Genomic DNA, 13,752 nt, shown 5'->3' on the forward strand with positions numbered 1-13,752 from the left:
ATCAATAATTCATCTATATTTATTAAAATGTTTTTTTTGATTAGTAATTATATATTGCCGAAAAGAGATATTTTATTGCTTTATAAATTATAAATATCAACTAAGATAATTTAGTATACGTTGTATTGGATGTAAGACATATAAATTTAGCTTGGTATATAATATCTTTCATAAGGATAATAACATTAGTAATCTCTTGAAAGACGTGCTTTTAAATTCTAGTACTTCTTATGAAAATCTTCCTTGCCTTCAAGTAATAATAATATTATTTAATGAAATCTTTTTTTATTTTAACTTCTTGTGAAGGTAATTAATTTATAGTTTATAAATTTGAATAAAAGGTTATGTAAACATAAAGTTTATTATAATTTACATTAAGAATGTGATTTTTTAAAGATGTAGTTTTATAGTAGTAGTATTCTTTATGTTGTGTGATGCGAAAGTAAAATAAAAAAATATACATGTGAGATAAATTTTATTTTAACAAAAAAATGAAAGTATATAAAGATGCTATTATATATAGTGTTTATATTACATTAACTTTATAGGGTAATATAAATTATAGGATAATATAAAAATTATGTTTTCGAGAAAAGAATATTTAAATATGTAGTGTATGTTCAGGTGTTGAATTTTAAGAATTATAGGATAATATTAGTGACAGTCATAATTTTGTAAAATATGTGAAGGTGCTCTGTGCTATTAGATAGAAAATTTGCTTCTTGGTTTTTAATTTCGTTTTTTTATGCTTACCAATATGTTTTAAGAGTACTACCTAATATTGTATCTAATATTGTAATGGATAAATTTAATGTGGGTATTCTAGCTTTTGGACAATTTTCTGGGTTGTATTACATAGGATATACTCTTGCACATATTCCAGTAGGGATAATGTTAGATAGGTATGGACCTAAAAAAATTATTCCTATTTTTATAGCTGTAACATTTATTGGATTAGTGCCATTGTTGTTTAATTCGTGGATATTTGTGCAAATTGGAAGAATTATAGTAGGGATTGGTTCTGTTGTTGGGGCATTGGGAATATTTAAGATATCAAATATGTATTTTCCTGGTACTTTTGCAAGGATGGTAGGATGTTCTATAATAATAGGATTATTAGGAGCTATGTACGGTGGATTACCAGTATCCTCTTTGATAAATATTTATGGATGGATGAGTTTAGTTTTAGGATTAATCATTATTGGAGCTATACTTTGTATTGTAATGTATTTTGTTATGATTCCTAGTGAGTCTAATGGTTATGATAATAATTTTGTTAACCAATTTAAATTAATAATATGCAATAAAAATATTTTGTTAATTAGTTTATTTGCTGGATTAATGGTTGGTCCTTTAGAAGGGTTTGCTGATGGATGGGCTACGGTGTTTTTATTAACAATAGGTATGAGCTCTGAAACTGCAAAATTATTGCCATCTGCTATATTTTGTGGGATGTGTGTAGGGTCTTTTGTAATTCCTTATATGTTAGAAAGATCTTTTAACTCTTGGAATATAGTAATCTCTTGTGCTGCAATTATGTGTATATCATTATTTTTATTATTTGCAGTATGTGACAGTGTTTTGTGTGTTTTTATATTGTTCTTGATTATAGGATTTTGTTCCGCATATCAAATTGTAGCAACATGTAATGCAGTTACATATTCAGATGGAAGGTCAGTGGCTTTAGTTACCGCTATTTCGAATATGATAATCATGTGTTTTGGTTATATATTTCATACAATTATATCATGGATTGTACATTTATATTGGGATGGAAGAATAGTGGAAGGTATAGCAGTTTATGAAATTGATTTGTTGATTAAAGCACTTATGGTTATACCTATTGGATTAATTATAGGGTTAGTAGGATTTGTTTGGATAAAATATCGTATAAGGAATTAAAAGCGTAATTATAAAAGTAGTTTATTTTAATAAAGATTTTTTATTTATATTGTTTATACAATGTAAAATTATTCTTAATTTATATAATTAATTTAAGATTAATTATGTTAGAAAATTTTATTAATCTTTGATACATTGTCACTTACTAAGTTACCATTAATATCCTTAATTAAATTAATTTGCTCTGTAATGAATTTTAGCACTAAATTACCATTAATATCCTTAATTAAATTAATTTGCTCTGTAATGAATTTTACCACTATATAAGCAGTGTTATTTATTAAACTAACATTAACTATTTTTTGTGAAAGTATTGATACAATAACATCTTCATGCACATTGCCAAGATTTTTGCGATTTTGAATTTCTTGCACAAATGCATTGTATAGCTCACCATCTAATAATGTAAGAAGTATATTAGATTTTCCTTGATTATATGCTTTTATAATTAGCTCAAATGCATTTGCAGCACCATTCATAAAATTCTGTAGTGTAAATTCTTTATTTTTTTTCTTTATAGTTTCTATTATATGTTTTGCATTTTCAATATCTCCTTCCATAATTGATTCTAAAGTTACATCTTCGTATACAATATCTTCAATATACTTTTCCTTTTGATTGGAGTTATAGTGAGAATTTGTTTTATGAAAGCTAGCAGTTGAAATTTTTCCTGCAGAATTATATAAACGAAAAAAGATAAACGCTGCTAAAAATGCATATATTGCTAATTCGATCATGTTCACCAACTTTTATTAATAAGATATATACAAGCATCATTAACTATATTATAGTTTAGTGAGCGTTAATCAATAATTAATTTTATATATAGTTTTTTTTATGGAGTGAGTTTATGTATCCTAAGATTAAGATAAAAGGTCAATATATTAAGGATTTGTCGTTTGAAAATGTAAATTCTCCTCAGATTTTTTTAATGATTAGCAAGAAACCACCTGCAATTAATATATCTGTAAATGTTAGTTCAATTTTACTTCCAGTTAAAGAGACTGATGATGAGAATGCTAGAATTGAAGGTGATTTTTATGAAGTAATGTTACAAATTAACGTAGAAGCTAAGGCAGAAAAAGTTACTGCATTTATATGTGAGCTAAAATATTGTGGGGTGTTTCTTATTGAAAAATTGGAAAATGGGCAACATGAAGAAAGCTTTATTAAGGAAATGCTTTTAGTTGTTGCGCCAAGTATAATATTTCCATTTGCTAGAGAAGTAATAGCTAGAGTTACTGCATCTGGAGGATTCCCTCCTTTAATGCTTGATGTAATTGATTTTAAAGTAATGTATGAGAATCAGTTATCAAGTAATCAATCACAGCATGATGATACTAATCTTAACTAGAAGGGATCTGCGTTTCAAATAACTAGAATTGTGCAATAACTTTTCTGACTGATAACATGTGGGTTTTTATTATACATAAAGCTTTTATATAATTAAAAATATATTTATATAATTTCTACATAGCTTTTTTGTATTTATAGTGCAACTACTGTAATAGTAGGTCATACGTAATTATTATAATCTAATTAAATCATTTGTGTTTTTATAACATGATTTTACAATATTATTTTGACTTAGATCTATACCATAAATCTAATCTTGATATTGATTCTAAAAAATACCATTAACCAATATCTAGTAAAGTGATGATAATTGGCTAAAGTATTATTAAGATGATTTACTACATAACATACTTTTATAGAGTTTATCTTATGTATAATGAAAAACTATCTTTTTTATTCATATGTAGTTATCGTAATGTTGTTCTTATACGATAAATATATAATCTCTTGTGATTAATTAGTTTTGAATATTGAAGTCTAAAAGTAGTTTTTGTAAATTAAAAACTATACTATTATATATATGCAGCATAAATAGTTGATATTGAAAAATGTTATTTATTTGATACAATAAGGTTGCTTTCCAAAAATTAATATGTGAGATATATGCGTTATTTAGGAAATTGTATAATAATATTATTATTAGTGGTTGCGTTGGTTTATTATAAATGTGATGTTGCTAATGCAAGTAGTAGCCATACTTCTTCTATGAAACATTATTCTGATAGGCTAGTAAAATTGAAGGATAGTACTACAGCTGAAGAATTATTAGGGTTAATGCCACATGATAGATTTTTAGGGAATAAGAAAGCTCCTGTAGTAATAATAGAGTATGCATCTTTTTCATGTATGCATTGTGCAAGCTTTATTTTAAGTGTTTTGCCAAAAATAGAGGATAAATATATAAAAACAGGTAAGTTGTTGTATATATATAGGAATTTTCCTTTAGATTACGTATCATTAAAGGCGGCAATGCTAGGGTTATGTTATGATAGCAATGAAAGTTTTTTTACTTATAGTAAAGCTGTATTTAGTTCTATTGAAGCTTTAGTAAGAAATTATAAAGATCTTACCCTTCTTTCTAATATTGCTAAAATTAGTAATATCTCCGATGAAAGGTTTAACAAGTGTATGAATGATGAGCATATGATGGATTATATTATTCAAGATAAACTTTTAGCAAGTAATAAACTGCAGGTTATGGCAACACCTACTTTTTTTATTAATGGAAAAAAATATGATAAAGCTCATGATTTTGAAAGTTTTTCGAGAGTAATTGATGAGATAATTATGTTACATCCCAATTATTCTGTTGCACAGTAAAAGGGAATTTATATAAAGTATATTTTCTTTAATAACGTCATGTTAATTGTAATCAGGAATCTATTTTTTTATAGATGTTATATTGTATGGGATTATATTAAAATTCTTTTAGTAAGTAGAAGTTTAACTTGTTAATGAGTATTTAATATAGAGTTAATTGTAATGTATAGTGATAATACATTATAATTACAATGTTTAATATTTATTAATGAGTTGTGTAATAATATACTTTACTAATTATTTATTAGTAGAAGTTTATTATATCAAGAATTGTTTACAATATGTATATTAATGTTTTTTAAGTTTTTAACTATATTGGTATAATTACAAGGTTTATCAGTTAATTAGAAAATTTGTTTCATTATAGTTAAATTTACTAAATATTATACTATAACAAATACATAGCTATACTATGTTAATATCATTTTTATTACTAATTTTTGTTAATACTATGTAAAGTCTATTTTTTATTAAGCTAGAAGTAATTTTCATTAATGAATATTCATATTAGGGTTTGAGCATTAAAGATATATCATGATAGCTTGGTAAATATTCTATTTCCCCTATTGCTGCTAAAGTTATTTTATTATAATGTTGCATTAATGAGTGAATAGCTGATTTTACTTGATGAATATTAACTGCATGAATATGTTCTATAATTTCTGATCTTGCTATGTATCGGTTATAATGAGAATAATAATATCCTAGAGCATCTGCATATGCAGTTGTGCTTTCTCTTGACATTAATATTTCAGATATAAGCTTATTTTTTGATCTTTGTATTTCTTCTTCTGTAAGATTGATAGATGTTTTTTTAATTTCAGATGTAATGGCAATGATTAGCTTTTGTAAATTGTCTTTATCTGTTGCTGCATATATGGAAAAAATCCCATTATCACTATAACTTGAATTAAATGATGATATACTATAAACAAGGCCAAGCTTTTCTCTTATTTCTTGAAAAAGTCTTGAAGACATACTTCCACCTAAAATAGCATCTAAAACTTGCATAGTATAAAACCTATCATCTTTATACGAAACCCCAGGAAATCCAATAAGTAAATTAACCTGTTCTAAGTCTTTTTTTTCTAGATATTCTCCTCCTGTGTAAACAGATGGTGTTACACTAGAACATTGGGATGTTGTAATGTGTGAGAAATCGCTAGAAAGTTTTACTATATCATCATGCAATATATCTCCCGCTACAGATATTAACATATTGTTGCCATGATAATGAGTACGCATATAATTGTTAATATCTTCTTTAGAAAAATTTTGTACTGATTCTACTGATCCTAAAATTGACTGGCCGAATATTTGATTACTGAAGGCAGTTTCCATGTACTTATCAAAAATTATACTACTAGGAGAATCATATGTTTGATATATTTCTTGTAATACTACTCCTTTTTCCCGTTCAATTTCTTCTTCTGGAAATTGTGAGTTAGCTATAATATCAGCTAGAATTTCAATTGCAATATTAATATCTTTTTTTAATACTTTAACATGATATACAGTATGTTCTCTATCTGTTTGAGCATTAAAATTTCCTCCTATTTGGTCAAAGGTTTTAGCAATATCAAGTGCAGTTCTTGTATTTGTCCCTTTAAATGCCATGTGTTCTAGAAAATGTGATATTCCTATTTTATCTAAGGATTCGTACCTGCTACCAACGTTGATCCAAATATTGATGGCGACAGAGTTTACATTATCGATTTGTTTTGTAATAACAGAAAAGTTATTCTTTAATTTTGTGACTTGTGGTTTAACTATCATTAAATGCATCTTTTTATAAATTTGAATGATATTATACTAAATAAGTGCAAATGCAAAGTTGTTATTAATATATGTGCATAAATGTTCTACATTTGATGCAAATAAAGTTATACAATATGACATTGTACATTAAAAAGATATTTTATAGGGGGTATTAATATTAAATTTAGTGAAGTTATATAGCTTTTTTCTAAATTAGATTTATTCGTTAAAAACTATGTGGTTATATGAAAATTTATTTTCAAATATAAAAAAGAGTTATCATTTAAATTAATTTTATATTTTGTTAAAGGTTTATTTTTCATATTCAAAATTTAATTTTCAGAATTAGTAAGTATACTAACAGCTATATAACCTCTTTTTATATATGTAAGCTTGTGTTTATTTTAAAGTAGCAATGAAATGAATTTATATCTTTTAGAAGCATTATTATATGTAATGATATGTTTTTATTTAAGTTGTAGTTTCTAAGAATAAGTCTTAATATCTAATAATTTTTACAATATTTTAAATTTTATTATTGATATAAAGTATATTTATACAATGAAACGTGACAGTAATTCTTGGATATAGTAAAAATAGTGTTATATTCTTTCTAATAAGATAGGGTTATTGCAAGTTAAAATGCAGCACTGATAAGTCAAGAGAATTTTTTACACTTTATGAATTAAAACTGTGAAGACTGAGTTAAAGCATTTTTTATTTAATAATAGGTCTATAATTTTAATGAAAAATAGAAATAATAATTTATTATTTAAAATATTTGTCACAATTCACTATCTTTTGTTGTTCTACGCTGCAACATGACATGTAATAATTAGGATTGTCAGTATTATATGTAGTATTTTGTTGGAAATATTGTTCATTATACCTATTGCATAATGTCTTTTGATGTTTGTTAGAAGATGGAAATATGTCTTCAAATAATGTCTTTTGATGTTTGTTAGAAGATGGAAATATGTCTTCATTTGAGTTATCAGCTGTGGTAAATACTTGATTTATTATAGTACATTTTTGTTTTAATGAAGCGTAAATATTATATAACGTATTGCCTATCTTAGCAAAAAATGATTGCCGATTGTGTGTGCTGTTAGTGAAAGTAAGGGGTGCTTTTTTATTAAATGCGTTGGAAACTTTAGTATTGTATTTATCTTCATCTTCATCTTCATCTAGTGAAACATATATACTATATAACATATGAATGATGTTAGTTAGAAACCCTTCTTCTTTGTCTTTAGTGAAGGTTGCTTTTTTGCAATATGTATTAGGGCTTGGTAAGCTACATTCAGAATTATTTTTTTGTAAGAACATTTGTGTATTATGTGTATTAAGAGTTAAATTATGTTGAGTGTTGCTATAAATATTATTTTCGTTTATAGTGCTGCAAATTGAAAGATTATATTCTTTATAAAATTCATCGTTGTTATAGGGATCGTAAGGTAGAGGATTATTTTTGTTATACTTGATGTTTGGTACTGTATCGAATGCTTGTTCTTTATTGTTATATTCATAATTTAACTGAGATTTAAAATTATTTATACAATCTGGTGTGTTATAAGATTTATAGTATTCATGTAAAATATGCAAAGTGATGGGCTTAGTATCTGATTGAGCCTCTAAATTACTTAATTGATAATAATTATAGTCATATTTATAATTACTATATATCATATCAGGAGATTCACATATTGAATAGTTGAATCTTGCAGATGATATTATACTTTTATTGTATAAGTTCATAACACTAGAAAGTAATTGTGGGTCTTGATTATAAAAGCTGTGTGCAGATTGTTTAGTAGTAGCAGCATTATTGTATGAAAGCATTTTTCTTTATCTTAATTAATTAACTAATGATATCATCATTATAATATATTTGTCAATTATTAACAGTATAGATAACTATTATATAGTATATTATAAGAACAAGGGTAATATTTTATTTGAAAAAGGATTTTATTGAGGCTTTATGCATACATAAAATGTTACAGTTTATAGTATTTTTATTTTATAAATGAATTGTACATTACGATTACAACATTTACTGCAAAGCTGTGGTATTAAATAAATCCTTGTTGTGATTTAAGGAAAATGGTAAAGATTAGCATTATTTATGTGGGTTTAAGCTATAGGTTGGAGATACATATTTAATGTGCCTAACTATGTATTTTATTGCAGTATTAAAAATTTAGTAAAAAGTTATATTTTATATTTAAATTAATATGATTTGCTCTTAGTTATTTTTTTATATGAAAACTGTACTTAAGTTAATTAATTAGTAACTTAGAGTTATAAAGAGGGCTTAAAGTATTCTAGCTATTGAATTATTATCTGAAGTATACAATGTAACGAAGTTTTTTTGTAGTTAATATATTGCATTTACTAAATATTATTTAATAATATAGGGAAGTTTGTTGTATTATTTGGTACGATTTTTGTATATTAATATTTTATAATTACTGGGATATTGTATGCAAAGTACAGTATTTATATATTTTTTGATATTGGTAATGATTTAATTGTAAATTAAGATAATTTTTTTAGGTAATTATCACTGTGTTATTTTAATATATAGTTTACTGACATAATAATGTCGATCGTGATACTGGTTTAGTATATATATGATGAAATTGAAAAGCCTACTATTCTTTAGACCTTCTATTCTATGATATGCTTGTTATTATGATGCTTTAGATAGCTAACTATGTATAGTACCGTAAATGAGCTATTTTAGACAAAACGCAAGATTACTTTGTATCTTTATAGCAGTAATTATGTTTTCTATATTCTTATATAGAGTTTTATTTTTAATAAGTAGTAAAAATTTATTGTTAAAAGTGTACTGTGATTACAGTTATATAAAGTATATAAGGTAAAAATGCATTTATTAGTTAATTAATCTTAAGCTATGCCTAATATAATGGACAAAATTGGTGATTTTTAATATAGATTATAATATAAATCTATAGTAAGTTCTATAATATAAATGTTATATATCATATATTATATATTATTATGTCATTATTAAAGGTATGGTGTGTTTTAGATCTCATTTTTTTAAGTTCTATGATGCAAAAGCTATGTTAATTAAAAATAAACCTGTAATACAGTTATTAATGAATTTATCTATGTATTTTATAACAATTTTTTTTATGGTGTTTATTGTATTATCAATACCTGCTGTTAAAGTATTATCTAAGGTACCAGAGTCTCCTTCTCACGAAAAAGTAATTAAAAATATTAATATACCATATATTGCTAAGCCTAATATATATCGGTTTTCGATAAATGCTGGGGACAATATGATAGGTGTTTTAAGAAAAGCTGGTCTTTCTGTTAAAGAGGCTAATAGAATTATTTATCCTATGCAAAAAGTTCATAATGTTAATAAATTAAAGATTCATGATAAAGTTACGATTAAAATAAATGAACATAATTGTGTTGAGTATGTACTGATAAATACGCAATCTTCAATGCGTAGCATTAAAATATATAGAGATAACAAAGGAAATTATAATTCTCAAACTGTTGATAATGTGAGAGAAAAAAGAATTGTGCGTGCTTCTGATACGATAAAATCATCTTTATTTGCTTCTGCAATTGAGCAAGGTCTTTCATATTCTATAATTATGAATCTTATTAAGTTGTATGGTAATGGTATAGATTTACAAAGAGAAATAGTAGCAGGTAGTAAATTCGATGTTTTGTTTGAGAGATATTTTGATAAAAGTGGTCGTCCTATTACAGATGGAAAAATATTATATGCTTCTTTAAAAACTAATAATAAAAATATTAGCCTATATAGACATTTATTTAAGAATGGTACTGAAGGGTATTTTGATAGTAAAGGTAATGGTATACAAAAAATTATGCTAAAACATCCAATAGATAGTAATAGGGTGTTTTATATCTCATCTAAATTTGGAGTAAGACAACATCCTATATATGGATATAGTAGATTTCATAAGGGTGTAGACTATGCTGTTCCAATTGGCACGCCGATTTTAGCTGCTGGTGATGGGGTGATAGAATTTGTAGGGGTAAAAGGCGGATATGGAAAGTATATAAGAATACGTCATAATAGATTTTATTCTACAGCTTATGCGCATATTAGTGATGTATATCAAGGAATAAGGAAAGGTTTACCAGTAAGACAAGGACAGGTTATAGCTTATGTTGGCAACACTGGATTATCTACAGGACCTCATTTACATTATGAAGTGTTATATAAAGGGCAACAAATTGATCCACAGAAAGTACATATTGCAAAAGAAATAGTAAAAATACCTGAAAGTGAATTACCTTCATTTCAGTTAACTATGAACGATATAAGACGTACACTAAAAAATACACCATATGTTACAGAGTTTGCTATGATGAATCGCAAAAAGAAAGGTTAACATACCTTCATTTGAATAAGTTATACGCTACATGAAATGTATACTAAAAATATTCTAGGGATACCATAATGAGAAGTTAGTATATCTGATAAATTATGGGTGATAATAGTGGTTAATTATGATTAACAGACAAAAGTTTGCATCCATACTTCAGAGTCATTAGTGTACGTCTTATATCGTTCATAGTTAACTGAAATGAAGGTAATTCACTTTCAGGTATTTTTACTATTTCTTTTGCAATATGTACTTTCTGTGGATCAATTTGTTGCCCTTTATATAACACTTCATAATGTAAATGAGGTCCTGTAGATAATCCAGTGTTGCCAACATAAGCTATAACCTGTCCTTGTCTTACTGGTAAACCTTTCCTTATTCCTTGATATACACACTAAATTTATACTAGATGTTTGAAAATTACTTAGTACATTTCTGTTTGAATTAGGCGAAAATACTAGATAATTTATTAATGATACAATTAAGTAATATAGTTAGCATAAAAAAGATTTCTATAATAAGTTAGAAAGGTATTTTTTGCTGGTAAGTGTACTGATTTAAGTATCATTGCATAATGTAAGTATAGATGCGGTAATTCTTGATTTGTAAGTTCAATTTTGTTAAGTATTTAAGTTATTGACAGAAGCTGCTGTGTAGGATTTATTTTTTATGTTGTGCTGCTATTGAACTGTATATCTTATCGTAATATCGTAAATGTATAATAAGTTTTTTTCTTTTTTAGTAATAAAGTTTTACTGATTTTTTTGGTATATTGCCTTAAGGAAGTATACTAAAAAAATGTTATAATGTAGTATTGTTGTCAATATTAACCTTGTAATCTACATTAATGTAATATTTATTAAAATGTAAGCTGAGTTGTATTATAGCTTTAGTTTTACTTTAAAAAAGTTCTAATTAAGATTTATTATACCTAAATGTTTAGTTACTAGTTTAAGATGTGTGTTTTTATGAAATTATGTACATAGCTATAAAATTTACTGTGGAGATCTGTAATATTGTAATGTAAAATATAAAAGTGTGTCATACTTTTTTAATATCTATGAATACTATAATATGTTGTCTATTAATTAAAAGGGTATGCACTTTTTTATTATATGTAACATGCATTGAATAACACCATACCTTTATAATGCTGTAATATGCTGTCTATTAATTGAAGGGGGGGGGGTGGTGTGTAATCTCTTATTATATATAGCATGAATTGAAAATACCACACCTTATACAGCAAAATGTAATATAGTTTAATATTATATGTCAATATGCTATTTAAAGAGTTTTATAAAATTTCTATTGTGCTATAATATTTATAGCGTAACTTGGAATTAGCTTTTACTTGATTTACAAGTATAAGTATTACTGAAAGTTGCATGGAAGTATATGCTTGTAATATGAAAGTCTAAAGTAAGTCAAATGCTTGATTTGCTGTATTAATGAGTGGAGTTTTTTTTGCGAAAGGATATTAAAAAAGTTTGTATTTCTGGCAAAGATGTATGGCCTATTATAGAGGGTGGAAAAGGCATTGGTATTAGCGATGGCAAGACGTCAGGTGCGTTTGCTGCTGCCGGAGCTGTAGGTACATTTTCTGGGGCAAATGCTAAACTAATGGATGATAATGGAGAATATATTCCTTTAGTTTATCGTGGAAAAACAAGACGAGAACGTCATGATGAGCTTATTGAATATAGTATTAAAGGAGCGATTAGTCAAGCTCGTATAGCTCATAATATATCAAATGGATGTGGAAGAATTCATATGAATGTTTTATGGGAAATGGGAGGAATTCATAGAATTTTACATGGAGTACTTGAAGGAGCAAAAGGGTTAATACATGGTATTACTTGTGGAGCTGGTATGCCATATAAATTAGCAGAGATAGCATCGCAATATCAGGTATATTACTATCCTATTGTATCTTCTATGCGTGCATTTAAAATTTTATGGACACGTGCATATAAAAAAATATCGAAAGAGTGGTTAGGTGGTGTTGTATATGAGGATCCATGGTTAGCAGGGGGACATAATGGGTTAAGTAATAGTGAGTCTCCTGATGTACCTCAAGAACCATTTGATAGGGTTGCGGAGATTAGATCATTTATGAATGAAGTTGGTCTTTCTGATACAATACTAGTTATGGCAGGAGGAGTATGGCATCTTAAGGATTGGGAGTTGTGGTTTAATAATGATCTTGTGGGGCCTATAGCTTTTCAATTTGGGACGAGGCCTTTAGTTACTCAGGAAAGTCCTATTTCTTTATTATGGAAAAAAAGGCTATTAACTCTTAAAAAAGGGGATGTTTTTTTAAATAGATTTAGTCCAACGGGGTTTTATTCATCTGCTGTAAAAAATGACTTTATAAATGAATTGCAGGAGCGTAATGAACGTCAAATTTCTTTTAAAGAAGAACCTAATGAAGAATTTTGTGTAGATATTGTTTTTGGTAGTAGAGGTAGAAAAATATATATTAAGCCTTGTGATAAGGTGCTAATTGATAATTGGGTATTACAAGGATATACGGAAATGTTGAAAACTCCTGATGACACACTAATATTTGTTACAAAAGAAAAGTCACATGAAATAAGAGAGGACCAAATTAATTGTATGGGATGCTTAAGTCATTGTAGATTTAGTAATTGGAAAGACCATGGAGATTATAATACAGGGAACAAACCTGATTCTCGTAGTTTTTGTATTCAAAAAACTTTACAGAATATTATTAATGGTAAAGATCATGAATGTGAATTAATGTTCTCTGGACATAATGCTTATAGATTTAGTAGTGATTCGTTTTATAAAGATGGGTATATTCCTACTATCAAGGAGCTTGTAAATAGAATTTTGACAGGTTATTAGTTATTTATTTATAGCTGTGATATATCTTATAGGAAGGAATAGTATATTTTTTGCTGTATTGGATACATAGTTATTATACATTTTATAGGTACGTTTTTATAATAAATATTATTTGATGTATTAGTGATTATTATAA

Annotated in this window: 9 protein-coding genes and 1 pseudogene; 5 read left to right on the top strand and 5 right to left on the bottom strand. The window is 26.3% G+C overall.

The window, feature by feature from the left end; translation table 11 throughout:
* The first annotated feature begins 696 nt into the window (after positions 1 to 696).
* On the top strand, positions 697 to 1,902 hold the full coding sequence (locus tag HL033_RS02800; protein ID WP_218193793.1) for an MFS transporter: 1,206 nt from the start codon (positions 697 to 699) through the stop codon (positions 1,900 to 1,902).
* Positions 1,903 to 2,009: 107 nt separating this feature from the next.
* Here the strand turns inward: HL033_RS02800 and HL033_RS02805 are convergent, their stop codons facing one another.
* Positions 2,010 to 2,639 carry a Tim44/TimA family putative adaptor protein gene (locus tag HL033_RS02805; protein ID WP_218193794.1) on the bottom strand — a complete coding sequence of 210 codons (630 nt, stop codon included), beginning with the start codon at positions 2,637 to 2,639 and terminating at the stop codon, positions 2,010 to 2,012.
* 113 nt (positions 2,640 to 2,752) lie between these two features.
* Here HL033_RS02805 and secB point away from each other — a divergent pair, with 113 nt between their 5' ends.
* Both secB and HL033_RS02815 read left to right on the top strand, forming a co-directional pair.
* Positions 2,753 to 3,256: a protein-export chaperone SecB gene (gene secB, locus HL033_RS02810; protein ID WP_218193795.1), complete on the top strand. Its 504-nt coding sequence runs from the start codon at positions 2,753 to 2,755 to the stop codon at positions 3,254 to 3,256.
* Positions 3,257 to 3,861: 605 nt separating this feature from the next.
* Entirely contained in the window at positions 3,862 to 4,578 is a 717-nt protein-coding gene (locus HL033_RS02815) for a DsbA family protein (protein WP_218193796.1), read from the top strand.
* Positions 4,579 to 5,085: 507 nt separating this feature from the next.
* Here HL033_RS02815 and HL033_RS02820 read toward each other — a convergent pair.
* Complete coding sequence (locus HL033_RS02820) at positions 5,086 to 6,354, bottom strand: M16 family metallopeptidase (RefSeq protein WP_218193797.1); 1,269 nt, start codon at positions 6,352 to 6,354, stop codon at positions 5,086 to 5,088.
* Between the two features lie 750 nt (positions 6,355 to 7,104).
* A complete protein-coding gene (locus tag HL033_RS02825) occupies positions 7,105 to 8,178 on the bottom strand; it encodes a hypothetical protein (RefSeq protein ID WP_218193798.1) in 1,074 nt (357 codons plus the stop codon).
* A 1,253-nt stretch (positions 8,179 to 9,431) separates the two neighbouring features.
* On the opposite strand from HL033_RS02825, the gene HL033_RS02830 reads away from it, so the two are divergent.
* A complete protein-coding gene (locus HL033_RS02830; RefSeq protein WP_218193799.1) occupies positions 9,432 to 10,751 on the top strand; it encodes a M23 family metallopeptidase in 1,320 nt (439 codons plus the stop codon).
* 112 nt (positions 10,752 to 10,863) lie between these two features.
* Here HL033_RS02830 and HL033_RS02835 read toward each other — a convergent pair whose 3' ends face one another.
* Positions 10,864 to 11,034, bottom strand: coding sequence for a hypothetical protein (locus HL033_RS02835; protein WP_246575210.1), 171 nt, complete (start codon positions 11,032 to 11,034; stop codon positions 10,864 to 10,866).
* Between the two features lie 27 nt (positions 11,035 to 11,061).
* Positions 11,062 to 11,124 (bottom strand): annotated as a pseudogene (locus HL033_RS04550) (hypothetical protein); the annotation flags it as partial.
* 1,088 nt (positions 11,125 to 12,212) lie between these two features.
* Between HL033_RS04550 and HL033_RS02840 the strand changes: the two are divergent.
* On the top strand, positions 12,213 to 13,616 hold the full coding sequence (locus HL033_RS02840; protein ID WP_218194505.1) for an NAD(P)H-dependent flavin oxidoreductase: 1,404 nt from the start codon (positions 12,213 to 12,215) through the stop codon (positions 13,614 to 13,616).
* Positions 13,617 to 13,752 lie beyond the last annotated feature (136 nt).

The sequence above is a fragment of the Neoehrlichia mikurensis genome (assembly GCF_019186785.1).
Lineage (GTDB): Bacteria > Pseudomonadota > Alphaproteobacteria > Rickettsiales > Anaplasmataceae > Neoehrlichia > Neoehrlichia mikurensis.

Coding starts and splice junctions, on each gene's coding strand:
- HL033_RS02805 (WP_218193794.1), bottom strand. CDS start 2,639: ATGATCGAATTAGCAATATATGCATTTTTAGCAGCGTTTATCTTTTTT.
- secB (WP_218193795.1), top strand. CDS start 2,753: ATGTATCCTAAGATTAAGATAAAAGGTCAATATATTAAGGATTTGTCG.
- HL033_RS02815 (WP_218193796.1), top strand. CDS start 3,862: ATGCGTTATTTAGGAAATTGTATAATAATATTATTATTAGTGGTTGCG.
- HL033_RS02820 (WP_218193797.1), bottom strand. CDS start 6,354: ATGATAGTTAAACCACAAGTCACAAAATTAAAGAATAACTTTTCTGTT.
- HL033_RS02825 (WP_218193798.1), bottom strand. CDS start 8,178: ATGCTTTCATACAATAATGCTGCTACTACTAAACAATCTGCACACAGC.
- HL033_RS02830 (WP_218193799.1), top strand. CDS start 9,432: ATGTTAATTAAAAATAAACCTGTAATACAGTTATTAATGAATTTATCT.